Source organism: Streptomyces sp. NPDC000134 (assembly GCF_042899225.1).
In the GTDB taxonomy this organism is placed as follows: domain Bacteria; phylum Actinomycetota; class Actinomycetes; order Streptomycetales; family Streptomycetaceae; genus Streptomyces.
Map to the genome: position 1 here is coordinate 498,920 of NZ_JBIAZN010000001.1, position 24,392 is coordinate 523,311.

Consider the following 24,392-nt stretch of genomic DNA (forward strand, 5'->3'; position numbering starts at 1 on the left):
GCCGCTAACGTTTTCTTGACCTTCTCTTGGCACGGGTGCCGCCCGGCCGTGATGATCCGGGGAACCATGCCCATCGACGCAACCGCCGCGCTCGCCGCCGCCCCCCGCACCGGCGAGATCGCCTGGGAACCGGGGGACGTCCAGCTCTACCACCTCGGCATCGGCGCCGGCCGCCCCGCCACCGACCCCGCCGAACTCCGTTACGTCCTGGAGTCCCGGCTGCGCGTCCTGCCGAGCTTCGCCACCGTCGCCGGGGCCGGCGTCCCGGGTGTGCTCAGGGCGCTGTCCGTGCCCGGCGTCGACGTCGACCTCGCCCGGGTCCTGCACGCCGGGCAGCGCCTCGAACTGCACCGGCCGGTCCCGCCCCGGGGCACCGCGAGGACCGTCACCCGCATGACCGCCGTGTACGACAAGGGCGCGGCGGCGCTGCTGGTGGCGCGCACGGACGCGGCGGACGCCGACGGACCGCTGTGGACGGAGGAGGCGGACGTCCACGTACGGGGCGAGGGTGGCTGGGGCGGCGAGCGAGGCCCCTCCGCGCGCACCGCGCCGCCGGCCGGCCCGCCCGACGCGGTGGCGGAACGCCGGACCCGCGAGGACCAGGCGCTGCTGTACCGCCTGTCCGGCGACCTCAACCCGCTGCACGCCGACCCGGCGTTCGCGGCCCGCGCCGGCTTCGGCCGGCCCGTCCTGCACGGGCTGTGCACCTACGGCATCACCCTCAAGGCCGTCGCCGACACCCTGCTCAACGGTGACACGACCCGGGTGCGCGGGTACGGCACGCGCTTCACCGGGGTGGTGTACCCGGGGGAGACCCTGCGGGTGCGGATGTGGCGGGAGGGCGGCGGCACGGTGCGGGTGACGGCGGAGGCGGTGGAGCGGGAGGCGCCGGTACTGGCGGACACGGTGGTCCGGTACACGGTGGCCCGGCACGGGGATGAGGCCCGGGGGCGAGGGCGGGGTGGGGCCGGGGACGACCGCGGCCCCGGCCGTCGTGGGTGACGGGCGGGGCCGCGACGATGTGCGCGCCACTGGCGCCTGACGGACCGTCAGGCCCGGTGCGGGACCGTCAGGCCGCCGTACCGGACTGCTCGGCCGGCTTGCGGTGGCGGCCCCGCGGAGCCGTCTCGCCGTCCCGCGTGGAGACCGGTCCGCGGTGCCGGCCGTGGCCGGTCGCGGACCTGTCCCGGACATCGGCACCGGCGCCCTGCATCGGCTGGTTCGTGCTGGTGTCGTTCATCGGAAGGAATTCACCCCGTCAACATCATCTTTCCTACAGCCCGGGGAGTGTATCCGGCGCCCCTCGGACCCGATCCAGACGGCCGCGCCAACCGGCACTAGTTCGTTACACGCTGCCCCAGGGGCGCCTGCTGAAGCGGAACGGGACGCGGCGCGGCGGGCGACGGGGCCGCCTCGGCGCAAGGTCGCCGGGGCTCCCCGCCGGGCGCCGCCTCCGTCAGGGCCGGGTTCAGGGCGGCCACTCCGCAGGGCGTCTCCGCCGTGGCGTACGGCAGCTTCAGTACCCCCTCCGGCGTCCACAGCCCCGCGCCCGCCAGCCAGCCGGCCGGGGCGGGCAGGTGACGCACCCGCCGTTCGGCGGGCCGCCACACCCCGATCCACCGGCCCGGCGCGCCGTCCACCCGCAGCGCCACCGCGCACCGCTCCGGCATCAGCATCTGCCCCGGCTGGATCGCGAACGGCGTCACCACGCAGTCCGGCAGCCGCAGGCACTCCGGGAACCGCACCGGCAGCGTGCTGCCCAGTACCCCCCAGCCCAGTTGCCCCCGGCCCGGCGAGGGCGCGTCGGAGCGGATCAGCAGCAGCCCGCTCTCCGGGTCGGCCAGCAGCAGCCGGTCGTCGCTGTCGGCGGCGATCTGCAGCAGCGGCGACACCTCGCCGCCCCGCTCCAGGTCCACCACGACCGTCTTGACCCGCCCGCCCGCCTCCCGGTCCAGGGCCAGCAGCCGGGCCGTACGGTCCAGCCAGGCGCCGCCCGAGCAGCGGCCCGGCACCTCGGCCAGGTGCTCCGGCCCGAAGGCGCCCCCCGCCACCAGCCACACGTCCGTCGACCGGGCCCCGACCGCCACGGCGTACGCCCGCTCCCCGCCCGGCGCCGGGGGCAGCAGCCGCAGCCGGGTGCCCTGGTCCGGACACTTCACCGCGCCCAGCGGCAGCTCGCCGGTGCCCGGACCGGTCGGGTACAGCAGCGTGAAGATGTGCCGCCCGGCCGCCCGCCGGTGGATCAGCACCCGTCCGTCGCCCATCGGCTGGACCTCGGTGTCCGGTTCCTCCGGCTGGTTGCCGGGCAGCGGCACCGCGTACGGCTCGGGCCCGTCCAGCGTCCAGCGCTCCGGGTAACGGGCCTCGCCGCGGCCCGCGAGCCGCGCCGCGTAGGCCCCGTCCGCGGTGATGGCGCAGCCCGCCCGCGGGGTCCCGTCGTTCCCGTGGTCCGCCGAGGGTTCGATAGCACACGCTGTCATCGTTCGGTCACCTCCAGCGACGAAGCTAGTTTTCGCCAAGCACGGGCGGGGCGCCGCCGATCGTCCGCTTCACACGAACGGATGGCCCAGGAACGATTCGCCTGAGCGGGAGCGGACGGGTGTGCTCGCCCGGCACCGGGTCGACGGTGGCGGTACTGCGCCGCAGAACAGGCAGGTAGCCTTTCCTGCGTGCCCCGTCTGTCAGAAGTCATCGCCGCGCTGGAGAACCTGTGGCCCGCCGAGCGGGCCGAGTCCTGGGACGCGGTCGGCACCGTCGTGGGCGACCCCGGTCAGCGGGTCCGGCGCGTCCTGTTCGCCGTCGACCCGGTCCAGGACATCGTCGACGAGGCGGTGGAGCTGGGCGCCGACCTGCTGGTCACCCACCACCCGCTGTATCTGCGGGGGACGACCACGGTCGCCGCGTCCACCTTCAAGGGCCGCGTGGTGCACACCCTCATCAAGCACGACATCGCGCTGCACGTCGCCCACACCAACGCCGACACCGCCGACCCGGGCGTCTCCGACGCCCTCGCCGGAGCGCTGGACCTGCGGGTCACCGGACCGCTGGTGCCGGACCCGAGCGACCCCGCCGGCCGCCGCGGCCTCGGCCGGATCTGCGCCCTGGACCACCCGCTGACCGTCCGCGAACTGGTCGACCGCGCCGCCGGGCGACTGCCCGCCACCGCGCAGGGCATCCGGGTCGCCGGCGACCCGGATGCCCTGGTGCGCACCGTCGCCGTCAGCGGCGGCTCCGGCGACAGCCTCTTCGACCACGTACGCGAGGCCGGCGTCGACGCCTTCCTCACCGCGGACCTGCGCCACCACCCGGCGTCCGAGGCCGTGGCGCGCTCTTCGCTCGCCCTGCTGGACGCCGCGCACTGGGCCACCGAGTGGCCCTGGTGCGAGCTGGCCGCGGGCCAGCTCGACGAGATCTCCGACCGGCACGGATGGGACCTGCGCGTCCACGTCTCGAAGACGGTCACCGACCCCTGGACCAGCCACTCCCCTTCACCTGGAGCCCCCAACTGAACGCCGCGCCCGCCGACCAGATCCGACTCCTCGACGTCCAGGACCTCGACGTCCGCCTCCAGCAGCTCGACTACCGGCGGAGGTCCCTGCCCGAGCACGCCGAACTGGAGTCGCTGACCAAGGACGCCACCCAGTTGCGCGACCTGCTCGTGGCCGCGCAGACCGAGGAGAGCGACTGCTCCCGCGAGCAGACCAAGGCCGAGCAGGACGTGGACCAGGTACGCCAGCGCGCCACCCGCGACCAGCAGCGCCTGGACTCCGGCGCGGTCACCTCCCCCAAGGACCTGGAGAACCTCCAGCGCGAGATCGTCTCCCTCGCCAAGCGGCAGGGCGACCTGGAGGACGTCGTGCTGGAGGTGATGGAGCGCCGCGAGTCCGCGCAGGAGCGGGTCGCGGAGCTGACCGAGCGGGTCGCCTCCGTGCAGTCGAAGATCGACGACGCGACCGCGCGCCGGGACGCGGCCTTCGAGGAGATCGACGCCGAGGTCGCCTCGGTGACCAAGGAGCGCGAGGTCGTCGCCGGGTCGGTCCCCGCGGACCTGCTCAAGCTGTACGACAAGCTGCGCCAGCAGCAGGGCGGCATCGGCGCGGCCAAGCTGTACCAGCGGACCTGCCAGGGCTGCCGCCAGGAGCTGGCGATCACCGACATCAACGAGATCCGGTCGGCGGCGCCCGACACGGTGGTGCGGTGCGAGAACTGCCGCCGCATCCTCGTGCGGACGTCCGACTCGGGCCTGTAAGGGGCGCACGGGTGCGGGAGTTCGTCGTCGAGGCCGACGGCGGGTCACGGGGCAACCCGGGCCCGGCCGGATACGGCGCGGTGGTCCGGGACGCGGTGACGGGGCAGGTGCTGGCGGAGACCGCCGAGTACCTCGGCGTCGTCACCAACAACGTCGCCGAGTACCGGGGCCTGCTGGCCGGCCTGCGCGCCGCGCACGCGCTGGACCCGGCGGCGACGGTCCACGTCCGGATGGACTCCAAGCTCGTCGTCGAGCAGATGTCGGGCCGCTGGAAGATCAAACACCCCGACATGAAGCCGCTCGCGGCCCAGGCACGGGGCGTGTTCCCGGTGGACCGGGTGACGTACGAGTGGTTCCCCCGCGCCGAGAACAAGCACGCCGACCGCCTGGCCAACGAGGCGATGGACGCGGGGACGCGGGGGGAGCGGTGGTCGGCGGCGGGGTCACGGGCGGAGCTGGCGGCGGCAGGGTCGCCCGGGGCGGGGGCAGGGCCCTCCGGAGCGGAGACGGCCGGAGCCGCTGCCGCGCGCACGGCGGGAGCTGAAGCCGCCGAGGCCGCCGAAGCCGCCGCCGTACGTACCACCGGAGCGAGCGCCCCCAAGGCCGATGACGTACGCGCCACCCGGAAGGTCGCCACCCCCGGCTGGGGACCCCCCGACATGGGCGCCCCCGCCACCTTCGTGCTGCTGCGGCACGGCGAGACCCCGCTCACCCCGCAGAAACGCTTCTCGGGCACCGGCGGCAGCGACCCGTCGCTGTCGGACACCGGCCGGGAGCAGGCCGCGCGGGCCGCGCGGAGCCTGGCCCGGCGCGGCACGATCCAGGCGGTCGTGTCCTCGCCGCTGGCCCGCACCCGGGAGACCGCCGGGATCGTCGCCGCCGAGCTGGGCCTGGACGTGACCGTGGAGGAGGGCCTGCGGGAGACCGACTTCGGCGCGTGGGAGGGGCTCACCTTCGGCGAGGTCCGCGAGCGCTGGCCGGACGACCTGAACGCCTGGCTGGCCTCCCCGGACGCCGAACCCACCGGCGGCGGCGAGAGCTTCGCGGCGACCGGCGCGCGGATCGCCGCCACCCGGGACAAGCTGGTCGCGGCGTACGCGGGCCGCACGGTCCTGCTGGTGTCGCACGTGACGCCGATCAAGACGTTCGTCCGCCTCGCCCTGGGCGCCCCGCCCGAGTCGCTGTTCCGGATGGAGCTGTCGGCGGCGTCCCTGTCGGCGATCGCCTACTACGCGGACGGCAACGCCAGCGTCCGCCTGTTCAACGACACGTCGCACCTGCGCTGAGCCCGGCCGCCTCGCGGGCCAGTGCCTCGACGCGCGCCCAGTCCCGCGCGCCGACCGCGTCCTTCGGCAGCATCCAACTGCCGCCGACGCAGCCGACGTTGGGCAGCGCGAGATACTCCGGCGCCGAGTCGGCCCCGATCCCGCCGGTCGGGCAGAACCGGGCCTGCGGCAGCGGGGCGGCGAGCGCCTTGAGGTAGGCGGTGCCGCCCGCGGCCTCGGCCGGGAAGAACTTCATCTCCCGCACCCCGCGCTCCAGCAGCGCCACCACCTCCGAGGTGGTCGACACCCCCGGCAGGAACGGCACCCCCGAGGCCCGCATCGCCGTCAGCAGCGCGTCCGTCCACCCGGGACTGACCAGGAACCGCGCCCCGGCCGCCACCGTCGCCTCGACCTGCTCCGGCGTGATCACCGTCCCGGCCCCGACCACCGCGTCCGGCACCTCGGCGGCGATCGCCCGGATCGCGTCCAGCGCGACCGGCGTGCGCAGGGTGACCTCGATCGCGGGCAGCCCGCCCGCCACCAGCGCCCGCGCGAGCGGCACGGCATCGGCGAGATCGTCGACGACCACGACGGGCACGACGGGAGCGAGATCGAGTACGGAGGGGGACGGCGCAGAGGTCATGCCCTCATCGTGCCGTCGAGAAGCGCTCTGCGCAAAGGTCGTTGCACATACCGCAACGCACCCTCAGTGAATCACCCTCAGTGAATCTCGTCCACCAGCACATCCAGCGACCAGGCCCGCCCCGCCTTCCCCGGCGCCTCGGCCTCGACCACGTACCCGAGGTCCCGCAGCGCCGTCACCAGCTCGGCCGGCGTCCCGGGCTCAGCGCCCTCCGTCAGCAGACTCCGTACGATCCGCCCCTTGGTCGCCTTGTTGAAGTGGCTGACGACCTTCCGGGTCGGCGCGTGCAGCACCCGAACCGCAGCCGTCCGCCCGGCCACCTCGCCCTTGGGCTTCCAGGCCGCCGCGTACGCCGACGACCGCAGATCCAGGACCAGCCCGTCCCCGGCCGCCTCCGGCAGCACGTCGGCCATGGCGGCCCGCCAGTGCGCGGCGAGCGCCCCGATCCCGGGCAGCCTGACCCCCATCGAACACCGGTAGGACGGAATCCGGTCGCTCACCCGCACGGCCCCCCACAGCCCGGAGAACACCAGCAGCGTCCGCGCGGCCCGCCGCCGGGCCGCCGCGTCCAGCGTGGACAGCCCCAGCGCGTCGTACAGCACACCCGTGTAGATCTCCCCGGCCGGCCGCGCCCCCGCCGTGCGCAACCGGGCGTTCTTGGCGACCTCGCCCCGCAGCCCCTCGCTCAGCCCGAGCACCTCACGCGCCTTCTCCTCGTCGCCCGAGCACAGCTCGACCAACTCCTCCAGCACGACCGCCCGCGCCCCCGCGAGCCCCGGCAGCGACAACGCCCCGGGCTCCAGCGGGGCCCCCTGACCGGACGACGCCTTCCCCTCGGACGGCGGCAGCAGGACAAGCACACGTACTCCTCGAAATTCCGGTTCTCGGCCCCCGCAAGGGTACGGCGCCCCCGCACGCCGACCCCGCCGGCCTGGACACCGCCGGTTTCCTCTGATCCCCTGGTCCGGGGGGTGCGGGGGTGGACGTTCGGGAGTGCGCTCGGTGGACGCGGGCGCGGTTGGGGCGGTGCGGGCCGGCGCTGGATCTGCTCACCGCGCGGTTCGACCGGCACACCTACGCGCCGCACGCCCACGCCGAGTACACGGTCGGCGTCACCGTCGGCGGCCTGGAGGCCATCGCCTACCGGGGCGGGCGGATCGTGTCGGGGCCCGGCTCCATCGTCGTACTGGAACCCGGTGAGATGCACACCGGCGGGCCCGCCGCGCCCGAGGGGTACGCCTACCGGGCCCTGTACGCGGCGCCGGAGCTGCTGACCGACGGCACGCGCGGTGCCGCCCTGCCGCACTTCCGCGAGCCCGTGCTCGACGACCCGTCCCTCGCCGCCGCCCTGTGCGCCGCCCACACCGACCTGGCCCACTGCCCCGACCCGCTGGAGGCCGAGTCCCGGCTGCCCTGGCTGCTCGCCGCGCTGGCCCACCGGCACTCCACGGCCCGCTCGGCGGACGACGCCGTGCCCGGCGCCGGCCGCGTCGCCCGCGCCGTACGCGACCGCCTCGCCGACGAACTGAACGCCCCGCCCTCCCTCGCCGCCCTCGCCGCCGACCTCGGCCTGTCCCGCTACCAACTGCTGCGCGCCTTCCGTACGACGATGGGGATACCGCCCTACGCCTGGCTCGCCCAGTACCGGGTGACCCGGGCCCGCGCCCTGCTGGAGTCCGGGCTGCGCCCCGCCGAGGTGGCCGGCCTGGTGGGCTTCGCCGACCAGGCGCACCTGACCCGCTGGTTCCGCCGGGTACTCGGCGTGACGCCGGCGGCGTACCGCAACAGCGTTCAGAACCGCGGGTGAGGACGGCGTACCGCAACAGCGTTCAAGACCGCGGGTGGGGGCGGCGCGCAGACTGCCGCCATGACTGCACGCGGCTGGGCCCTGTTCTCCCTGATGGGAGTGGTCTGGGGCATCCCCTATCTGATGATCAAGGTGGCGGTGGAGGACCTCTCCCCGTCCGTGGTGGTGTTCGCGCGGTGCGCGCTCGGCGCCGCGCTCCTGCTCCCCTTCGCCCTGCGCCAGGGCGGACTCGGTCACGGCGTCCGGGCCCACTGGAAACCCATGCTGGCCTTCGCGGTCATCGAGATCATCGGCCCCTGGTGGACCCTCACCGACGCCGAACGCCACCTCTCCAGCTCCACCGCCGGCCTGCTCATCGCGGGCGTCCCCATCGTCGGCGTCCTGCTGGCCCGCTTCTTCGGCGCCGGGGAACGGGTCGGCGCCCGCCGGATCGCCGGGCTCGGCCTCGGCCTCGGCGGCGTCGCCGTCCTCACCGTGCCGCACCTCACCGGCGGCGGCGCGCGCTCACTGGCCGAGGTACTGGTGACGGTCGTCGGCTACGCCACCGCGCCCCTGATAGCCGCCCGTTACCTCAAGGACGTCCCGACCCTCCAGCTCATCACCCCCTGCCTCGCCCTGGCCGCCGTCGTCTACGCCCCGGCCGCCTTCCTCACCCGCCCCGCCGCCCTCCCCCCGGGCGAGGTCCTCGCCGCCCTCGCCGGGCTCGGCGCCGTCTGCACCGCCGTCGCCTTCGTGGCCTTCCTGGAGCTGATCAAGGAGGTCGGTCCGACCCGCGCCGGCGTCATCACCTACGTCAACCCCGCGGTCGCCGTCGCCGCGGGCGCCCTCTTCCTCGGCGAGGACCTGACCCTCGGGGTCGGCGTCGCCTTCACACTGATCCTGGCCGGCTCCGTCCTCGCGACGGCCGCCGCCGGTCCGCGACGTCAGGTCCGCCGGGTACCATGGTCGACACGGCAGACGAGCCGGGCGGACGGCCGCGTGGAGTCCCCTTGACGGGGCTTCCCGAGGAACGTCCGGGCTCCACAGGGCAGGGTGGTGGCTAACGGCCACCCGGGGTGACCCGCGGGACAGTGCCACAGAAAGCAGACCGCCGGGGACCTCGGTCCTCGGTAAGGGTGAAACGGTGGTGTAAGAGACCACCAGTGCCCAGGGCGACCTGGGCAGCTAGGTAAACCCCACCCGGAGCAAGGTCAAGAAGGAAGCGCCCCGGCGCTTCTGCGCGGACGACCGAGGGCGGCCCGCCCGAGTCCGCGGGTAGACCGCTGGAGGCCGGTGGCAACACCGGTCCTAGATGGATGGCCGTCACCCCGACGCCCGCGAGGGCCCGGGGGACAGAACCCGGCGTACAGCCCGACTCGTCTGCCGCCACCTGCGGCTTTGCCTCAGAAAGGGCCTCCGACCTGCGTCGGAGGCCCTTTCTGGGCCCCGCATACCCCCGAAACACCGCAGCACCCGCGCGGGACGAGTTCTCCGAAGGATGCCTCGAAACCAGCGGTTCGGCTCAACGATCGTCCGCCGGATCAGGACCCTGCCAAGATCCCCGACAGCGTCAGGCACTGAACCATCGTCACAGCGTGCCTCCCGCAGGGGTGGGCCGGTTTCCTGAACCTGAACACGAAGTTTTTACGCCGCCGCCTTGAACGACGACTGCCGGCCGGTCCTGCGCCGGGCAGCCGAGGCGGGGCTGCGTCGGCCGCGTGAGGACGACGTGCTGCGTGCGCGCCGCTCGGCGACCGGCGCGGTGATCGTCACGGGGATGCCGGAGGGCGTCCGGGCGCCGGTGATCTGGCCGAGGGCCTCTTCGCCGGTGCGGACCTGGGTGGTCTGGGGCGTGATGCCGGCGGCCGCCATGAGGCGGCTCATGTCGCGGCGTTGGTTGGGGGTGACCAGGGTGACGACCCTGCCGGACTCGCCGGCGCGGGCGGTACGGCCGCCGCGGTGCAGGTAGTCCTTGTGGTCGGTGGGCGGGTCGACGTTGACGACCAGGTCGAGGTTGTCGACGTGGATGCCGCGGGCGGCGACGTTCGTGGCCACCAGCACGGTGACGTGCCCGGTCTTGAACTGGGCCAGGGTCCGGGTGCGCTGTGGCTGCGACTTGCCGCCGTGCAGGGCGGCGGCCCGCACCCCGCTGTTCAGCAGGTCCTGCGTCAAGCGGTCGACGGCGTGCTTGGTGTCCAGGAACATGATCACCCGCCCTTCGCGCGCCGCGATCTGCGTCGTCGTCCAGTGCTTGTCGGCGCCGTGGACTTGCAGCACGTGGTGCTCCATCGTGCTGACTGCGCCCGCGGACGGGTCGACGGAGTGGACGACCGGGTCGGTGAGGTAGCGGCGGACCAGGCGGTCGACGTTGCGGTCGAGGGTGGCGGAGAACAGCATCCGCTGGCCCTCGGGGCGGACCTGGTCCAGGAGCGCGGTGACCTGGGGCATGAAGCCCATGTCGGCCATCTGGTCCGCCTCGTCCAGGACGGTGATCGCGACCTGGTTCAGCCGGCAGTCCCCGCGGTCGATGAGGTCCTTGAGCCGACCCGGTGTCGCAACGACGACCTCGGCACCGCTGCGCAGCGCATTGGCCTGCCTGCCGATCGACATTCCCCCGACGACCGTGGCGAGACGCAACCGCACCGAGCGGGCGTAGGGGGTGAGCGCGTCGGTCACCTGCTGAGCCAGCTCACGCGTCGGCACCAGGACCAGAGCCAGCGGCTGACGGGGCTCGGCGCGCTGTCCGACGGTGCGGGCCAGCAGGGCCAGGCCGAAAGCGAGGGTCTTGCCGGAACCGGTGCGCCCGCGTCCCAGGGCATCGCGGCCCGCGAGGGTGTTGGGCAGCGTCGCGCCCTGGATCGGGAACGGGACGCTCACACCCTGCGCGGTCAGCGCCGCCAGCAGATGCTTGGGCATGTCGAGATCGGCGAACGCCTCGACCGCGGGAAGCGCGGGAGTGATCGTCTCCGGCAGGGCGAACTCGCCCTGGGCCACTGCGGGCCGCCGGCCATAGCCGCCCGAACGGCTCGGGCCCCCGGAACGGCTCGGAGCGGACGATCCGAAACGGCTGCCCCGCCTCGAACCGGCCCCGGCGCCAAGAGCAGGGCCGTCGCCACGGCTGCGGCGGGAAGAACGGTCATTGGTACGTGCGGAGTTCATGGAGAACCTTCCTTGATACGGCACGTATCAAGGAATTCCCGCAGCAAAAGCAGCGCGGGGAACCACGAGAAACGGACCGAATGGAATGTAAAAAAGAATGAGGGGTGCGGTAGTCTGGCGCGGATTGCATCGACGGGATTTCTGACGCCATGTGGACGTGAAATCCTGGACGCCTACCGGTTGCGCCTTCGTCCCGCAGGTCGTACCGCTGCGGGAAAACGTCCGTAGCTGGGGCCCGCACCCCGAGGGATGCGGGCCCCAGCTACGAAGTGCGCGGCAGCGTCAGGCGAGGACGATGTTCTCGGCCGTCGGGCCCTTCTGGCCCGACGCGATGTCGAAGGTGACCTTCTGGCCTTCGAGCAGCTCCCGGAAGCCCTGGGCGGCGATGTTCGAGAAGTGGGCGAACACGTCGGCACCCCCACCGTCCTGCTCGATGAAGCCGAAACCCTTGGCTGCGTTGAACCACTTCACAGTACCTGACGCCATGTCATATCTCCTCTTGGGCAGTACGCCGAGACCCGCGATGCACGGATACCGGGTCGCCGCGATGATGCCCCGCCCGGAAAATGACCGGCCATACGAAAACGCCGCCAGCGGCTGAGAATGCCGGCGAAGGCGCTTGAAGTTTTGGGAACCACAACTGCAACTGAGATCGACAGTAGCATGAGATGGCGGGCCGAGTGCGGTAAATAATGCTGCCCTGCTGATTACAGCAAAAACACTGCACGTGCAACGTGTCAAACCCTCACCTCGCGGTCACAGATTTTGACCGACCCGAAGTGAGTAGATGCGTCTGCTCCTCCAGAAGAACGCCCACGCCGAAGACGTGGACGATGGAGAACTTCCCCACCACGACAGTCTGACGCAGGCGCTGCACACCCGTACATCCTGTCGATCCAAGGCAATGATCACGCACTGCGTCAGGCTGCGGGTGCTTTGGACGCCTCGGCGGCGCGGCGGTGTTCGGCGTTGATGCGCTGGGCTTCTTGGAGTTGGTCTTCGAGGATGATGATGCGGCAGGCTGCCTCGATGGGGGTGCCCTGGTCGACGAGTTCGCGAGCGCGGGCGGCGATACGCAGTTGATAGCGGGAGTAGCGGCGGTGTCCGCCCGCGGAGCGCAGCGGGGTGATGAGGCGGGCTTCGCCGACGGCACGGAGGAAGCTTTGGGTGGTGCCGAGCATCTCGGCGGCCCGGCCCATGGTGTAGGCGGGGTAGTCGTCGTCATCGAGACGGCCGAAGGCATCGTCTGCTGTCATTGCACCTCTCTGCTGAAACGCATGGAGGGGCCCTGGTGCCATGTCGCACCAGGGCCCCGAAGGAACTGTTACACCATCTGCCGGCCCCAGTAATGCGTCGGCCTTCTGTTTCCGCGCGCCCGGCCTGAACGCTGCCGGGGGTGCGGGGATCGCGGATGCGTGACCGGAGACCACCTCACTATCGATGTCCTGCGGTACCCGGACCCACTACTCGTCCGGGCGATCCTGATGGCGCTCGGCTCCTCCGTTCTTCCCTCTGATCTTTCACTTGCCGAACCGGTACTGCTAGTGGCCTACAACAGCGCCACTCTCCGGCAGCCAGCCCCGTCGCCCGTCCTGCATCTGCTCTGGCTCAGAACCCCACTGCCGAACTTCCCGGTACGCGCGCCCGCAGTCAGGCGCCTTTACCGGGGTACCACTCGAAACTGCACTGCGGTCCTGCTCATGGCGGCCCCTGATCACTGCGGGCCACCCGGTCCGGCCGTCAGTCCCGTCACCGTCCTGCAACAACCCTGGCTTCGGAACTCCACCGCCGCACCGTCCTGCGCACTGCAACTGCGTACTGCTGCCCGGCAGTTCATCTCTGCCGGAGCCCTCTTGATCTCGGCTACGAGAGAAACCATATCCGGCCTGCCACCCAAATGTCTACTCTGGCCAAGACAGATTTTCGTGGTCCTGGCTGTGAGGTAGTCGCCCACGAGCGGAGCAGCGGACAAGCAGGCGCCTGGCCCCCGGCGGCTGGGCAGCCGCTCCGGTCGGCGCACTTGCGTCAGCGCCGTCTCGGACCACAACGTCGTCGAGGGTGTCGTCACGGCCGGCGGCGAGGCCCTCATGTTCTCGGTGCCGCGCCCGTCCGTCGATGCCGTGTCCTTCGTTGTCACGTACAGCTCAGCCCATACGGTCTTGCCGGGGGCCGCCCGGCGGGGCCTGACGCCCCAGTCGTCCGCGAGGGCGGTGACGAGGAGGAGGCCGCGGCCGGACTCGGACGTGGTGTCGGGGGCCGGCGCGGTGGGCGGGGGGTGGGCCTCCCCGCGGGTGTCCGTCACCTCGACGCGGACGACGTCCTCGGTCATGCTGAGCCGCAAATGGAAGTCCCGGCCGGGGACATGGCCGTGCCGTACGGCGTTGGCGGCCAGTTCCGCCGTGATGAGGGTGAGCGTTTCGTTGACCGGGGTCGGGTACGGGTGGCCCCAGTCGGCCAAGCGGTGCGAGACCAGTCGGCGGGCCAAGCGGGCACCGCGTGGGGTCGAGGTGAAGCGCATGGTGAACTCGCGCGTGGGGGCGCGGTGCTGTGGCGCATGCTCGTTCGGGGGAGGCGCTGACTTCATGGTGTAAACGGTCGTGCACCTTGCGTAGCGTTGAACAGTGGTGACGCGGCGACGGGCGCGGGCTGTACACGTCGTCGGCGCGCTTGTACGCGGTGTCGGACGTGACCCGGCTGCCGGCCGTGCGTTGGGTGAACGCGTGCGGTGACTGCCGGGGCGCATGGGAGGAGTCGGCGTGGACGACGAGGTTCAGCAGCCGGAGTGCGAGTTCGGGACGGGCATTCTGTGCGTGTTCGGGCGGCAGTTGAAGTTGTTCCGGGAGCGGGCGGGGATGGACCGGGCGCGGCTCGGGGCGCTGACCGGTTACTCGGCGTCGACGATCGCCTCGTTCGAGCAGGGCAGACGCATCCCGCCGTCGAAGTTCATCGACCTCGCCGACGAAGTGCTGGAAGCGGGCGGGGTGTTGAAGGCGAGCAAGAAGGAGGTGGCTCGGGCTCAGTATCCGGCGTTCTTCCGGGATGCCGCCAAGCTGGAGGCCGAGGCGGTTGAGCTTCATGTGTACGCCAACCAGGCGGTGCCGGGATTGTTGCAGACTGAGGAGTATGCGCGGGCCATCTTCACGATGATGCGGCCGCCCATGGATGACGAGCTGATTGAACAGAGGGCCGGTGCACGCTTGGCTCGACAGGAGGTTCTGTCCAGCCGTGACGCACCACTTGCCAGCTTCGTCGTTGACGAGGCAGTGCTGCGACGTCCCATCGGAGGTCGGGGCGTCCTGCGTGGCCAGCTTGAGCACATCCTCTTGATGGGTGAACGGCGGAACATCGAGATGCAGGTGATGCCGCTGGGCCGTGAGGAAAACGCTGGCATGGCTGGTCCCTTCACCTTGATCGAGACGAAGGAAGGGCGGAGGATGGCGTACGCCGAGGTGCAGAACGTAAGCCGGTTGCAGACGGAGCGGGACCGTGTCCGTGCGCTGGAAGTCAAGTACGGCATTATCCGGGCACAGGCGCTGACTCCTCGTGAATCGTCGGCGTACGTAGAGAAGTTGCTGGGGGAGCTATGAACGTGCACGCGCAACAGCCGCCCATAGGTCAGTTGGTGTGGCGCAAGAGCAGGTACAGCAGTGAGGAAGGCGGCGAGTGCATCGAGGTCGCCGTCCGCCCCGGCGAGGTCCACGTCCGGGACTCGAAGGACACGACCCGCGCCGCACTCACCGTGCACCCCGCGGCGTGGACCGCGTTCGTCGGGTTCGCGGTCGCCTGACAGTGACAGGGTCCTCGGCGGGCGGGCACCGCGTCGCCTGCCGAGGGTTCTGCCGTGCGCAGCGGCTGTTCATTGCGGCGCGGAGTCGCTGTAGGTTCCTGCCATGAAGCAGGGTAAAGACGTCGAGAACCCCGAGTCGCGTTTCTTCGCGGTGCTGCTGGCGGCGGCGAAGCTTCCGGGCGTGCGCATCCAGCGGGAGGCGTACCTCCGCAGTGCGCTGGCCCGGCACTGTTCGCAGGACGACATCCGAAGGGCGGTGCGGGAGACCCCCGCCGCGGCGGGGATCACCGTCGAGGTCCTCGACAAGGTGGCCAACGACTCCATCCGCTACGAGACCGCCAAGGTCAGCGCGCTCTCCGCCGCCGCCGGGATACCCGGCATCCTCGCCCTGCCCGCCACGGTGCCCGCCGACACGGCGCAGTACGTCGGCCACATGCTGCGTATCGCGCAGAAGCTCGCCTACCTCTATAGCTGGCCCGATCTGTTCTCCGAGGAGGGCGAGGAGGCCGACGACGCGACCAAGGGAGTGCTCACGCTGTTCTTCGGCGTGATGTTCGGCACCCAGTCGGCGAACGCCGCCGTGGGGAAGGTCGCGGGGATGATGTCGGAGCAGGTCGCCAAGAAGCTGCCGCAGAAGGCGCTCACCCAGGGTGTCGTCTATCCCATAGTCAAGAAGGTCGCCGCCTACCTGGGCGTCAAGATGACGAAGGAGACGTTCGCGAAGAGCGTCTCCAAGGCCATCCCTCTCGTGGGAGCCGCCGTCTCCGGCACCCTCACTTTCGCGACCTACCTGCCGATGGCCAAGAGGCTGAAGAAGCACCTCTCCGGCCTGCCGCTCGCGGAACCGTCACGCCGGGCGGCCGACGGGGACGTCATCGACGGTGAGGTCGTGGAGGAGTACGAGTCGTTCTCCGACGCCCCGGCCGGCGAGCTGGAGAAGCCCCAGTCCTGACACCGCGGACGGCACGACCTCACGGTCTGTTCGGCGCGGGCGGGCCAGGGTTGCGGCGTCATCCCGCCAGTTGCCGGTGACGGTGTGTTTCGCGTATTGCCCCCGGGTCGGAGCGTTCCCTACGGTGCGGTCGCGGCTTCGCCATTCTCGGAACACCGAAAACTGGGGGGACCATGAGACGTACGAACAGCGTCACCCGTATCGCGCTTTCGACGGTACTGCTGGGAACACTGGCCGGTGCCGTGGCGCCGGCCGCCGCGGCCGCCGAGCAGGCGGCCTGCGTGTGGACACCGGCCATCCTGCCGCTGCCCGCCGGCGCGCTCACGGGTCAAGTGGTCGAGTCCGACGGGAGCGGCGGCTACGCGGGCACCATTTCGTACGGCGCGCGTTCCGAAGAGGGCGGCCACGCCGTGCTGTGGAAGAACGGGACGTTCACCGATTACGGCAACCTGGCCGATCCCGAATACCAGAACTGGGTCATCGTCACCGGGGTGAACGACGCCGGGACGGTCACCGGGAACGCCTACCGGGAGACGGACGGACTGCCGAGCGCCATCCGCTCGCACAACGGCCAGATGGAACGCCTGCCGGAATTGCCCCGTGCCGAGGCTTCGGTGGCGGAAGGTGTCAACGACCACGGGGACATCGTGGGCGCCGTCGAGACGCCGAGCAGCGACGGGCCGCGGTACCAGGCGGTCATCTGGCCCGTCGACAAGCCCGGAACAGTGGTGAAACTGACCGGACTGCCCAACGGCGAGACCTTCGCCACGGGTATCGACCAGGACGGAACCGTGCTGGTCACGGTGGACACCGGCTCCGGGCGGGTGCCGTATCTCTGGAAGGACGGCAAGGCGCGTCGACTGACCCTCCCCCGCGGGGCCTTCGCAGTCGTCGTGCGCGGAATATCGAACGGCCGTGTTATCGGCGAGGTCACGGGGCAGCCGGGCAGCGGCGCGCCGAGCGTGCTGTGGGAGCAGGACGGCCAGCCGCAGGCCGTGACGCGGTCTGCGGATATCCGGGACATCAACCGCGACGGTCAGATCGTCGGTCGCACCGATGACCCGAGCTGGCACGAGTTCGGCGTGTGGCAGCGGACGGCACTCGGAGCCACGTTGAGCTACGCCCCCGACCGCGGGTTCGACCTCGCTGTCTCCAGTGACGACGGCACGATCGCCGGCCGGAGCTGGAAGATTCCCGGTGGCCTGGACGAGCCGACCGTCTGGACCTGCCGCTGAGCGACTTCCCGGGCCGCCGTTCGACCGAACGGCGGCCTCAGGTCACTCCCGGCGTCAACACCACCGCGTCCGCGGGCAGTTCCACCCGCCCCCGTGCGAGCCGCCGTCCGAGGAGTCGTCGTCGGAGTGGTCGGGGAGGCCGTTCGGCATGGTGGTGGTGCGGTCGGGGTCGCCGGGGTACGGGTCGCGGTAGTCGGGGTCGCCGTCGTCGTCCCGGTCGGGGAGGTCGACGGCGTGGCCGCGGTCGGAGTCGGGCTCGGGGCAGCCGTTGGCCTGGTCGGTCAGCTCGACGGTCACCCAGGTGTCGACGGTGACGTCCGCGCCCTCGGCGGGGTCGGTCGCGCACACCCGCCAGTCCTCGTACTCGCCCTCGTCGGGCAGCCAGTCGTTGCCGTACGCCGTGTCGGCGCGCAGGTGGTGTTCCGGTACCACCTTCAGGGCGGTGAGCCGCACGCGGGCCGTCTTCCAGGTCTTCCAGACCAGGTCCGGCATCCGCGGCCACGGCACGGCTGCGCCGTCCGTCTCCGGGCAGGGGGCGTCCGTCTTGACCACGCCGAAGTCGATCGTCTTCGTGCCGCTGGACGTCCAGCCCGTCTTCTGGAAGCAGACGGTCCAGTTCATCCGCATCATGATGCTCTTGCCGTCGTCGGACGCGTTGTGCTCGTCGACCCCGAAGCCCGCCTCCTCCGCCTTCTCCCGGGCCTCGTCGAGCGGCCGGCCCCGGTAGTCCGCCGGGGCGGGGGGCGGCGGGGACGGCCGTTCGGGCGAGGCGGTGGGGGTGGGGGAGGGCCAGGTGACGGCCGGGGGAGGGGTCGTCGCCTGCGCTCGGGCCACCGGGTCCCGCCCGCCGTCCTCCGGCGGGTCCGGCAGGACCGCGCCGAGCAGCGCCATCGCGGCGATCGTCGCGGTCACCTTCGCCGCCTTCTGCCAGGGGCTGTCCTTCCAGACCAGGACGATCGCGGCGATCATCGCCACAAAGCCCAGATACTGGTTGAGCAGGCCGAGTACGGGGACGGCGAGGACGTATCCGAGGCGGGCCGGAGTGCTCAGCCAGCGGGAGGTGCCGGGGGCCGGCGGGCGGGACATGGCGCTGTTCTTTTCTGCGGAAGCGGAGAGCAGGCGTACCTGCGCGTGATCGATCGCATCGTACAGAGGTACGTACGTACGGAATCGGTCAGTCCGGCCGCTTCGACGACCGGGCCGCCACCCGCTCCAGGTGGCATTCGAAGACCTCCCGGGTGTCCGGGGTCAAGGTGCGCAGGGCGACCAGGGCCGTGAGGGCCACGTCGCAGAGTTCCGCCTCCACGTCCTGCCAGGTGTGGGTGACGCCCTTGCGGGGGTTCTGGCCGGTCGCGCCGATCACCGCCTCGGCGACCTCCCCGACCTCCTCCGACAGCTTCAGCATCCGCAGCAGCAATCCCTCCCGGCCGTGCACCGGTTGGCCGGCTTCCAGCCGGTGCCACAGGTCGTCGACGGTGTTCCACAGGGCGGCGGTGCCGGCGCGCTCGTCATTCATGCCGGGCAGCCTGCCACGTACGGCGAGCGCCGCGGTACGTCAGGTCACCAGCGGGTCCCGCTCCGCACGCGACGCCTCCCGTACCCGCTTGTTGCGGGCGCCCACCACCACCGCCGTGGCCGTCGCCGTCACCGCGAAGGCCACCGGCACCATCCAGTTCCGGTTGACCGCGTGACCGAGGACGTGGTCGAGGGAGAGCCGGCCGGGGCCGGTCACCGCGAGGCCGGTCGCGGTCAGGCCGAGGGACGCGGCGTACTCGTAGCCGCCGCCCTGGGCGAAGAAGCCGTTGGGGGCGTGCACCGCCGCCGCGCCCACCATCGCGCCGGTCGCCGCCGCGCCGGCCGCCGGGGTCGCCAGGCCCAGCGCGAGCAGCGCCCCGCCGCCCGCCTCCGCGACGCCCGCCGCCACCGCGCTGGCCTTGCCCGGCGTGTAGCCCATGGCCTCCATCGCCTGGCCGGTGCCGGTGATGCCACCGCCGCCGAACCAGCCGAGCAGCTTCTGCGCGCCGTGCGCGGCCAGGACGACGCCGGTGCCCAGGCGGAGCAGCAGCAGGCCGACGTCACGCCGGTCGAAACAGCAGGTCATGGTGGCTCCTTCAGGCAGACGGCAACGGCGGGTCACCCCCTGCCGTCCACCGTCGCACCCCCCGCCCGGTCCGACCTCCCGCGGGCCCGGCCACGACCGCCGTTCGGGTGGTGCCCCCGGTGGCGGGACCCGGGGGCCGGTGTGAGGCTGGCCGCCATGACGATCCAGATCACCCGGCTGAGCGACCCGGCCGTCCGTGCCTTCGTCGCCGCCGTGAACGCCCGTGACCGCGACGCCTTCCTGGCGCTGCTCGCGCCCGGCGCCACCATGTCCGACGACGGGGCCGACCGTGACCTCGCCGACTGGGTCGACCGCGAGATCTTCAGCTCGCACGGTCACCTGGAGGTCGACAACGAGTCGCACGGCGGCCGGGCCCTCCTCGCCCGCCACCGCAACGACACCTGGGGCGAGATGCGCACCCGCTGGGCGTTCACGGTCGACGAGGACGGCCGGATCGCCCGGTTCGAGACCGGGCAGGCGTGATCCGCCGCGTCGCCCGGAGCGCGGCGGCGACCGGCCGGCGAGGCGCTCCGGGCCGGCGGCCCGCGCCTCGGCGCACGAGAGCCACGAGAGCGACGAGGCAGCGGCTTCCTGCGTCCCGCCCAAGAACGGGAACCGGCCGAATCGACACCCGTGACGGCACTTCTCCGGTCTTCCTCCCCCGCGCACGGCCGGGGCGCGGTTGGATGTCCGCATGACCTCCGCCGAGTAAGCCCGGCTGATGCGCGCCAACCAGGCGAACTGGGACGCCCGCACCCCGGTCCACGTCGCCAGCCGGTTCTACGGCCTGGACGAGGACCTGGACCCGGAGCGCTGGTTCGCCGCGTACGAGTGGGAGGACCTCGGCGACTTGTCCGGCCGGGACGTGCTGCACCTCCGGACGCACGGGATCGCGGAGGTCGCCAACGCGCTGACGGACGCGGGGATGAGCGTCCGGCAACTGCGGGAGAGCGACGAGCTTCCCTGGCCGCGCTGGCCGCGGATGGTCCGTACCGAATCCGGCTGGTGGCGGCTGCCCGAGCCGCGCATCCCCCTCCTGTACGGCCTGCTGGCCGTCCGTTGAACCTCCCCCCGACGGAAGCGCCTTGCCTTCGCGTGGGCTCCAACTCCTAGCGTTCCGGGGCATGCAGACCAATGCGACGACCCACAGGACGCTCGGTTTCGGATGCTGGGCCATCGGCGGCGAGTGGCAGTCGGCCGACGGCCGGCGCTGTGGGCGCGCGGCTCGCACACCGTGCCGATCCCGGGCTTCCGGTCCGTCGCGCAGGCCGAGGAGAACGCGGGCGCGCTGGCCGGGGGACCGCTCGACGAGGAGCGGATGGCCGAGGTGGAGCGCATTCTCGGCCGCTGAACGGGGGCCCCGGCAATCCCATGGGCGTACGTCCCCCGGGGCCCATGGTCGTACGGCAGCCGCTCCGCGCTTCGGCGTGTCCCCCCGGACCCCCCCGGCCGGACGCGGAACGGCTGCCGCCTTCCCCCCCTCCCTGCGGACCGTGACGGGCGGCGGCGCCCGGCAAGTACGCGACCGGGCTCCGAGTGTGAAGCTCCGGTGGAGGAGAGTTGAGCATAGTTCCGCTTCCGGCCGGAGTGAAGCGGATGTTCATCTTTCGATCGTGAAATTGCGTGGCACGGCCCGGCTCAGCCGCGCCCGATGTACGGCATCGCCGTCGCCAGGACCGTCGCGAACTGGACGTTGGCCTCCAGCGGCAGCTCCGCCATGTGCCGTACCGTGCGCGCCACGTCGGCGGCGTCCATCACCGGCTCGGGCGCGACCTCGCCGTCGGCCTGGAGCGCGCCGGTCGCCATCCGGGCCGTCATGTCGGTCGCCGCGTTGCCGATGTCGATCTGGCCGACCGCGATGCCGTACGCCCGCCCGTCCAGCGAGAGCGACTTGGTCAGTCCGGTCAGGGCGTGCTTGGTGGCCGTGTAGGCGACGGAGTGCGGGCGGGGCGCGTGCGCGGAGATCGAGCCGTTGTTGATGATGCGGCCGCCTCGCGGGTCCTGCTCCTTCATCTGCCGGTACGCCGCCTGCGCGCACAGGAACGCGCCGTTGAGGTTGGTGTCCACCACGTGCCGCCAGGCGTCGTAGGGCAGGTCCTCGACGGGCACGCCGCCGGGGCCGAACGTGCCCGCGTTGTTGAACAGCAGGTCCAGCCGGCCGAAGCGGTCCCGCACGGCGGCGAACAGGGCGGCCACGTCCTCCGGCCGGGAGACGTCGGCGCGGACCGGGAGGGTCCGGCCGTCCGGGAGCAGGGCGGCCGTCTCCGCCAGTGTGGCGGGGCGCCGGCCGGCCAGCGCCACCGTCCAGCCCGCGCGGCCCAGTTCGACGGCGACCGCCCGGCCGATGCCGGAACCGGCGCCCGTGACCACGGCGATCCTGTGCTGTCCGGACATCCCGTACGTCTCCTCGTCGGTGGTTCTCACGGTGTTCATGGTCCGCAGGGTACGGGGGGTCCACCGTGCATCCGGCCGTCACGGTGCGGTCATGTCCGCGCCAAGCGGTGGTCGTTCCCGGCGATTCGAATGCCCCCTGCAACCACCGCAAGGGGAGAACCGGATGACACCCGCGCAGCACCAGCACCAGCACGCCCCCGAACTCCGCGCCGCCGCCCGGCACGTGGGCCGCCGCCGCTTCCTGACGCTCACCGGCGCCGCCGCCGCGCTCGCCTTCTCGGTGAACCTGCCGGCCGCCGGCACCGCGAGCGCCGCCGAACTCGACGCCGCGCGGATCACCGCCGACCCGTTCACCCTCGGCGTCGCCTCCGGCGATCCGCTGCCCGGCTCCGTCCTGCTCTGGACCCGCCTGGCGCCCGCCCCGTACCAGGCCGACAGCGGGCTGCCCGCCCGGCGCGTCACCGTCTCCTGGGAACTCGCCCTCGACGAACGCTTCCGCCGGGTGGTCAGACGCGGCACCGCCACCGCCCACCCCGAGTTCCAGCACACCGTGCACGTCGAAGCCGACCACCTGCCGCCCGGCCACGTCTTCTACTACCGCTTCAAGGCCGGCCGCTGGATCAGCCCCACCGGCCGCACCCGCACCGCCCCGCCCGAGGGCGCCCGGGTCAAGGACCTCACCTTCGGCCTGGTCTCCTGCCAGCGCTACGACCAGGGCTACTACACCGCCTACCGGCACCTCGCCGAGGAGGACGTCGACGTCGTCTTCCACCTCGGCGACTACCTCTACGAGTACGCCGTCAGCGCCGTCGGCGGCGCCCGCGCCTACCCGGCCGGCACCCTGCCCGCGCTGTTCGACCACGAGACGGTGACACTGGAGGACTACCGGCTGCGGTACGCCCTCTACAAGTCCGACCCCGACCTGCGGGCCGCGCACGCCGCGCACCCCTTCGTCGTCACCTGGGACGACCACGAAACCGAGAACAACTACGCCGACGACACCTCCGAGTCCGAGGGCCCCGCCGAGGAGTTCCTGCTCCGCCGCGCCGCCGCCTACCGGGCGTACTGGGAGAACATGCCGCTGCGCCGCCCCCAGCTTCCCGACGGCCCCGACCTCAGGCTCTACCGCCGGCTGCACTGGGGCCGGCTCGCCCAGTTCGACGTCCTGGACACCCGCCAGTACCGCTCCGACCAGGCGTACGGCGACGGCTGGCAGTTCTCCGGCCCCGAGTCCGAGGACCCGCGCCGCACCCTGACCGGCGACGCCCAGGAACGCTGGCTGCTGAAGGGCTGGCAGCGCTCGGCCGCCGTCTGGAACGTGCTGCCCCAGCAGGTCACCTTCTCCCGCCGGTACAACTCCACCACCCTGCCCTCCAAGGTCTCCATGGACTCCTGGGACGGCTACCCGGCCTCCCGGGACCGGGTCCTGGCCGGCGCCGAGGCGGCCGGCGTCGAGAACCTCATGGTCCTCACCGGCGACGTGCACGTGCACTACGCCTTCGACATCAAGCGGGACTTCGACGACCCCGGCTCCCGCACCCTGGGCACCGAGATCGTCACCAGCTCCATCACCAGCGGCGGCGACGGCGCCGAGAAGCCCGCCAACTGGAACACCTACCTGGCCGCCAACCCGCACCTGCGCTTCTACAACGGGCTGCGCGGCTACGCCACCGTGTCGGTGAACGACCGGTTCGCGCGGGCCGACTTCAAGACCGTCTCCCGCGTCACCACCCAGGGCGCGCCGCTCACCACCGCCGCCTCCTTCGTCACCGAGGCCGGCAACCAGGGCCTCACACCGGCGTGACGGCCGGTTCCTCGCCCGGGTAGCGGACGCCGACGCGCTCCCGGATCGCGTCCAGCGTCCGCATCACGGCGAGGGTGCCGTCCAGCGGGACCAGCGGCGACTCGGTCTCCCCGGCGCGCACCGCCCGCATCACCTCCCGGGCCTCGTGCCGCAGGCTGGCCCGGGGCCCGTCGGCCGGGTCGGCCGTGAACTCCTCCGGTTCACGGCCGTCCCGGTGCAGCACGAACCGCTCCGGGAAGAAGAACCCGTCCGGTACGTCGATCCGGCCGCCGGAGCCGGTGATGCAGGCCGCGTTGGCCGTGCCGCCCACGATGGAGCAGTGCACCGAGGCCAGGGCGCCGCTCTCCCAGGACAGCAGCGCGCCGGTCTGGAGGTCGACGCCCTCCTGCGACAGCACCGCCCGCGCCGTCACGTCCGACGGCTCCCCGAGCAGCAACTGCGCGAAGGACACCGGGTACACGCCCAGGTCGAGCAGCGCGCCGCCGCCCTGCGCCGGGTCCCGCAGCCGGTGCGCCGGCGGGAACGGCCCCGCCAGCCCGAAGTCGGCCTGCACGGTCCGCACCTCGCCGACCGCCCCGTCGTCCACCAGCGCCTTCAGCTTGCGTACCAGCGGGTTGCAGTACATCCACATCGCTTCCATCAGGAAGCCGCCGCGCTCCCGCGCCAGCGCGACCAGTTCCGCCGCCTCGCGCAGGTTCAGGGTGAACGGCTTCTCGCACAGCACGTTCCGGCCCGCCTCCAGACAGAGACCGGCGGCGGCCCGGTGCGCCGAGTGCGGGGTGGCGACGTACACCACGTCGACGTCCTCGTCCCGCGCCAGCGACTCCCAGTCGCCGTAAGCCCGTTCGATGCCGAAGCGGTCCGCGAACGCCTTCGCCGGCTCCGCACGCCGCGAGGCCACCGCCACGACCTCCGCGTCCGGCAGGTCCACCAGGTCCGCCGTGAACCGCTCCGCCATCCCGCCGGTCGCCAGGATTCCCCAGCGCACCTTCTGTCCGGTCACCGTGCCCGCCCTCA

General features: G+C 72.3%; 26 protein-coding genes, 1 other RNA gene and 1 pseudogene. 15 read left to right on the forward strand and 13 right to left on the reverse strand.

What is annotated here, in order from left to right; genetic code table 11:
• The first annotated feature begins 66 nt into the window (after positions 1-66).
• Positions 67-1,002: a MaoC/PaaZ C-terminal domain-containing protein gene (locus ACFY32_RS02210; protein WP_390673203.1), complete on the forward strand. Its 936-nt coding sequence runs from the start codon at positions 67-69 to the stop codon at positions 1,000-1,002.
• Positions 1,003-1,069: 67 nt separating this feature from the next.
• On the opposite strand, the gene ACFY32_RS02215 is transcribed toward ACFY32_RS02210, so the two are convergent.
• The gene (locus ACFY32_RS02215; protein WP_359191106.1) at positions 1,070-1,240 is read right to left on the reverse strand and encodes a hypothetical protein; all 171 of its coding nucleotides are present in this window, start codon (positions 1,238-1,240) and stop codon (positions 1,070-1,072) included.
• A 97-nt stretch (positions 1,241-1,337) separates the two neighbouring features.
• Positions 1,338-2,480, reverse strand: a complete 1,143-nt coding sequence (locus tag ACFY32_RS02220; protein WP_359191103.1) for a hypothetical protein — start codon at positions 2,478-2,480, stop codon at positions 1,338-1,340.
• A 189-nt stretch (positions 2,481-2,669) separates the two neighbouring features.
• Here ACFY32_RS02220 and ACFY32_RS02225 point away from each other — a divergent pair, with 189 nt between their 5' ends.
• From ACFY32_RS02225 to ACFY32_RS02235, 3 genes are read left to right on the forward strand one after another with little or no spacing between them, the layout of a single operon-like run.
• On the forward strand, positions 2,670-3,509 hold the full coding sequence (locus tag ACFY32_RS02225; protein ID WP_390673204.1) for a Nif3-like dinuclear metal center hexameric protein: 840 nt from the start codon (positions 2,670-2,672) through the stop codon (positions 3,507-3,509).
• Positions 3,506-4,249: a C4-type zinc ribbon domain-containing protein gene (locus ACFY32_RS02230; protein ID WP_359191911.1), complete on the forward strand. Its 744-nt coding sequence runs from the start codon at positions 3,506-3,508 to the stop codon at positions 4,247-4,249. Before ACFY32_RS02225 ends, ACFY32_RS02230 begins: the two co-directional genes overlap by 4 nt.
• Before the next feature lie 11 nt (positions 4,250-4,260).
• Positions 4,261-5,535, forward strand: a complete 1,275-nt coding sequence (locus tag ACFY32_RS02235) for a bifunctional RNase H/acid phosphatase (protein ID WP_390673205.1) — start codon at positions 4,261-4,263, stop codon at positions 5,533-5,535.
• On the opposite strand, the gene eda is transcribed toward ACFY32_RS02235, so the two are convergent.
• On the reverse strand, positions 5,510-6,157 hold the full coding sequence (gene eda / locus ACFY32_RS02240; protein WP_359191094.1) for a bifunctional 4-hydroxy-2-oxoglutarate aldolase/2-dehydro-3-deoxy-phosphogluconate aldolase: 648 nt from the start codon (positions 6,155-6,157) through the stop codon (positions 5,510-5,512). The two genes, ACFY32_RS02235 and eda, sit on opposite strands and share 26 nt — an antisense overlap.
• Before the next feature lie 77 nt (positions 6,158-6,234).
• Positions 6,235-7,017 carry a peroxide stress protein YaaA gene (gene yaaA / locus ACFY32_RS02245; RefSeq protein WP_359191091.1) on the reverse strand — a complete coding sequence of 261 codons (783 nt, stop codon included), beginning with the start codon at positions 7,015-7,017 and terminating at the stop codon, positions 6,235-6,237.
• A gap of 119 nt (positions 7,018-7,136) precedes the next feature.
• Between yaaA and ACFY32_RS02250 the strand changes: the two genes are divergently transcribed.
• The 3 genes and pseudogenes from ACFY32_RS02250 (at position 7,137) to rnpB (ending at position 9,326) form a co-directional block, all read left to right on the forward strand.
• Positions 7,137-7,964 carry an AraC family transcriptional regulator gene (locus ACFY32_RS02250; RefSeq protein ID WP_390673206.1) on the forward strand — a complete coding sequence of 276 codons (828 nt, stop codon included), beginning with the start codon at positions 7,137-7,139 and terminating at the stop codon, positions 7,962-7,964.
• A 123-nt stretch (positions 7,965-8,087) separates the two neighbouring features.
• Positions 8,088-8,804: pseudogene (locus ACFY32_RS02255) on the forward strand (DMT family transporter); the annotation flags it as partial.
• Positions 8,805-8,922: 118 nt separating this feature from the next.
• Positions 8,923-9,326, forward strand: an RNA gene (rnpB, locus tag ACFY32_RS02260) — RNase P RNA component class A.
• 261 nt (positions 9,327-9,587) lie between these two features.
• Here the strand turns inward: rnpB and ACFY32_RS02265 are convergent.
• From ACFY32_RS02265 to ACFY32_RS02280, 4 genes are all read right to left on the reverse strand, one after another.
• Positions 9,588-11,102, reverse strand: coding sequence for a DEAD/DEAH box helicase (locus ACFY32_RS02265; protein ID WP_390673207.1), 1,515 nt, complete (start codon positions 11,100-11,102; stop codon positions 9,588-9,590).
• Positions 11,103-11,384: 282 nt separating this feature from the next.
• Positions 11,385-11,588 carry a cold-shock protein gene (locus ACFY32_RS02270; RefSeq protein ID WP_031055606.1) on the reverse strand — a complete coding sequence of 68 codons (204 nt, stop codon included), beginning with the start codon at positions 11,586-11,588 and terminating at the stop codon, positions 11,385-11,387.
• 434 nt (positions 11,589-12,022) lie between these two features.
• Positions 12,023-12,358, reverse strand: a complete 336-nt coding sequence (locus ACFY32_RS02275; RefSeq protein ID WP_359191079.1) for a MerR family transcriptional regulator — start codon at positions 12,356-12,358, stop codon at positions 12,023-12,025.
• 458 nt (positions 12,359-12,816) lie between these two features.
• Positions 12,817-13,686, reverse strand: coding sequence for an ATP-binding protein (locus ACFY32_RS02280; RefSeq protein WP_390673208.1), 870 nt, complete (start codon positions 13,684-13,686; stop codon positions 12,817-12,819).
• A gap of 172 nt (positions 13,687-13,858) precedes the next feature.
• On the opposite strand from ACFY32_RS02280, the gene ACFY32_RS02285 reads away from it, so the two are divergent.
• From ACFY32_RS02285 to ACFY32_RS02300, 4 genes are all read left to right on the forward strand, one after another.
• Positions 13,859-14,689 carry a helix-turn-helix transcriptional regulator gene (locus ACFY32_RS02285; RefSeq protein ID WP_359191073.1) on the forward strand — a complete coding sequence of 277 codons (831 nt, stop codon included), beginning with the start codon at positions 13,859-13,861 and terminating at the stop codon, positions 14,687-14,689.
• Positions 14,686-14,889: a DUF397 domain-containing protein gene (locus ACFY32_RS02290; protein WP_390673209.1), complete on the forward strand. Its 204-nt coding sequence runs from the start codon at positions 14,686-14,688 to the stop codon at positions 14,887-14,889. The genes ACFY32_RS02285 and ACFY32_RS02290 overlap by 4 nt, the downstream gene beginning before the upstream one ends.
• 103 nt (positions 14,890-14,992) lie before the next feature.
• Positions 14,993-15,841 (forward strand): hypothetical protein, encoded by an 849-nt coding sequence (locus ACFY32_RS02295; RefSeq protein ID WP_390673210.1) that lies wholly within the window; start codon positions 14,993-14,995, stop codon positions 15,839-15,841.
• Between the two features lie 242 nt (positions 15,842-16,083).
• Complete coding sequence (locus ACFY32_RS02300) at positions 16,084-17,076, forward strand: hypothetical protein (protein WP_359191064.1); 993 nt, start codon at positions 16,084-16,086, stop codon at positions 17,074-17,076.
• A gap of 54 nt (positions 17,077-17,130) precedes the next feature.
• Here ACFY32_RS02300 and ACFY32_RS02305 read toward each other — a convergent pair whose 3' ends face one another.
• From ACFY32_RS02305 to ACFY32_RS02315, 3 genes are all read right to left on the reverse strand, one after another.
• Entirely contained in the window at positions 17,131-18,162 is a 1,032-nt protein-coding gene (locus ACFY32_RS02305) for a PASTA domain-containing protein (RefSeq protein ID WP_390673211.1), read from the reverse strand.
• A gap of 88 nt (positions 18,163-18,250) precedes the next feature.
• A complete protein-coding gene (locus ACFY32_RS02310) occupies positions 18,251-18,592 on the reverse strand; it encodes a MazG-like family protein (RefSeq protein WP_390673212.1) in 342 nt (113 codons plus the stop codon).
• Between the two features lie 39 nt (positions 18,593-18,631).
• Positions 18,632-19,177 carry a DoxX family membrane protein gene (locus tag ACFY32_RS02315; RefSeq protein WP_359191054.1) on the reverse strand — a complete coding sequence of 182 codons (546 nt, stop codon included), beginning with the start codon at positions 19,175-19,177 and terminating at the stop codon, positions 18,632-18,634.
• A gap of 156 nt (positions 19,178-19,333) precedes the next feature.
• Between ACFY32_RS02315 and ACFY32_RS02320 the strand changes: the two genes are divergently transcribed.
• From ACFY32_RS02320 to ACFY32_RS02330, 3 genes are all read left to right on the forward strand, one after another.
• Positions 19,334-19,660: a nuclear transport factor 2 family protein gene (locus ACFY32_RS02320; RefSeq protein WP_359191051.1), complete on the forward strand. Its 327-nt coding sequence runs from the start codon at positions 19,334-19,336 to the stop codon at positions 19,658-19,660.
• A gap of 238 nt (positions 19,661-19,898) precedes the next feature.
• The gene (locus ACFY32_RS02325; RefSeq protein ID WP_390673213.1) at positions 19,899-20,240 is read left to right on the forward strand and encodes a hypothetical protein; all 342 of its coding nucleotides are present in this window, start codon (positions 19,899-19,901) and stop codon (positions 20,238-20,240) included.
• 123 nt (positions 20,241-20,363) lie between these two features.
• Positions 20,364-20,528, forward strand: a complete 165-nt coding sequence (locus tag ACFY32_RS02330) for a hypothetical protein (protein ID WP_390673214.1) — start codon at positions 20,364-20,366, stop codon at positions 20,526-20,528.
• 287 nt (positions 20,529-20,815) lie between these two features.
• On the opposite strand, the gene ACFY32_RS02335 is transcribed toward ACFY32_RS02330, so the two are convergent.
• Entirely contained in the window at positions 20,816-21,610 is a 795-nt protein-coding gene (locus tag ACFY32_RS02335) for an SDR family oxidoreductase (protein WP_359191041.1), read from the reverse strand.
• A gap of 124 nt (positions 21,611-21,734) precedes the next feature.
• Between ACFY32_RS02335 and ACFY32_RS02340 the strand changes: the two genes are divergently transcribed.
• The gene (locus ACFY32_RS02340) at positions 21,735-23,375 is read left to right on the forward strand and encodes an alkaline phosphatase D family protein (RefSeq protein ID WP_359191038.1); all 1,641 of its coding nucleotides are present in this window, start codon (positions 21,735-21,737) and stop codon (positions 23,373-23,375) included.
• Here ACFY32_RS02340 and ACFY32_RS02345 read toward each other — a convergent pair.
• A complete protein-coding gene (locus ACFY32_RS02345) occupies positions 23,362-24,378 on the reverse strand; it encodes a Gfo/Idh/MocA family oxidoreductase (RefSeq protein ID WP_359191035.1) in 1,017 nt (338 codons plus the stop codon). The two genes, ACFY32_RS02340 and ACFY32_RS02345, sit on opposite strands and share 14 nt — an antisense overlap.
• Positions 24,379-24,392 lie beyond the last annotated feature (14 nt).

Coding starts and splice junctions, on each gene's coding strand:
- ACFY32_RS02310 (WP_390673212.1), bottom strand. CDS start 18,592: ATGAATGACGAGCGCGCCGGCACCGCCGCCCTGTGGAACACCGTCGAC.
- ACFY32_RS02275 (WP_359191079.1), bottom strand. CDS start 12,358: ATGACAGCAGACGATGCCTTCGGCCGTCTCGATGACGACGACTACCCC.
- ACFY32_RS02215 (WP_359191106.1), bottom strand. CDS start 1,240: ATGAACGACACCAGCACGAACCAGCCGATGCAGGGCGCCGGTGCCGAT.
- ACFY32_RS02270 (WP_031055606.1), bottom strand. CDS start 11,588: ATGGCGTCAGGTACTGTGAAGTGGTTCAACGCAGCCAAGGGTTTCGGC.
- ACFY32_RS02290 (WP_390673209.1), top strand. CDS start 14,686: ATGAACGTGCACGCGCAACAGCCGCCCATAGGTCAGTTGGTGTGGCGC.
- ACFY32_RS02210 (WP_390673203.1), top strand. CDS start 67: ATGCCCATCGACGCAACCGCCGCGCTCGCCGCCGCCCCCCGCACCGGC.
- eda (WP_359191094.1), bottom strand. CDS start 6,157: ATGACCTCTGCGCCGTCCCCCTCCGTACTCGATCTCGCTCCCGTCGTG.
- ACFY32_RS02325 (WP_390673213.1), top strand. CDS start 19,899: ATGCGCGCCAACCAGGCGAACTGGGACGCCCGCACCCCGGTCCACGTC.
- ACFY32_RS02220 (WP_359191103.1), bottom strand. CDS start 2,480: ATGACAGCGTGTGCTATCGAACCCTCGGCGGACCACGGGAACGACGGG.
- ACFY32_RS02315 (WP_359191054.1), bottom strand. CDS start 19,177: ATGACCTGCTGTTTCGACCGGCGTGACGTCGGCCTGCTGCTGCTCCGC.
- ACFY32_RS02305 (WP_390673211.1), bottom strand. CDS start 18,162: ATGTCCCGCCCGCCGGCCCCCGGCACCTCCCGCTGGCTGAGCACTCCG.
- ACFY32_RS02265 (WP_390673207.1), bottom strand. CDS start 11,102: ATGAACTCCGCACGTACCAATGACCGTTCTTCCCGCCGCAGCCGTGGC.
- ACFY32_RS02280 (WP_390673208.1), bottom strand. CDS start 13,686: ATGAAGTCAGCGCCTCCCCCGAACGAGCATGCGCCACAGCACCGCGCC.
- ACFY32_RS02335 (WP_359191041.1), bottom strand. CDS start 21,610: ATGAACACCGTGAGAACCACCGACGAGGAGACGTACGGGATGTCCGGA.
- ACFY32_RS02340 (WP_359191038.1), top strand. CDS start 21,735: ATGACACCCGCGCAGCACCAGCACCAGCACGCCCCCGAACTCCGCGCC.
- ACFY32_RS02320 (WP_359191051.1), top strand. CDS start 19,334: ATGACGATCCAGATCACCCGGCTGAGCGACCCGGCCGTCCGTGCCTTC.
- ACFY32_RS02295 (WP_390673210.1), top strand. CDS start 14,993: ATGAAGCAGGGTAAAGACGTCGAGAACCCCGAGTCGCGTTTCTTCGCG.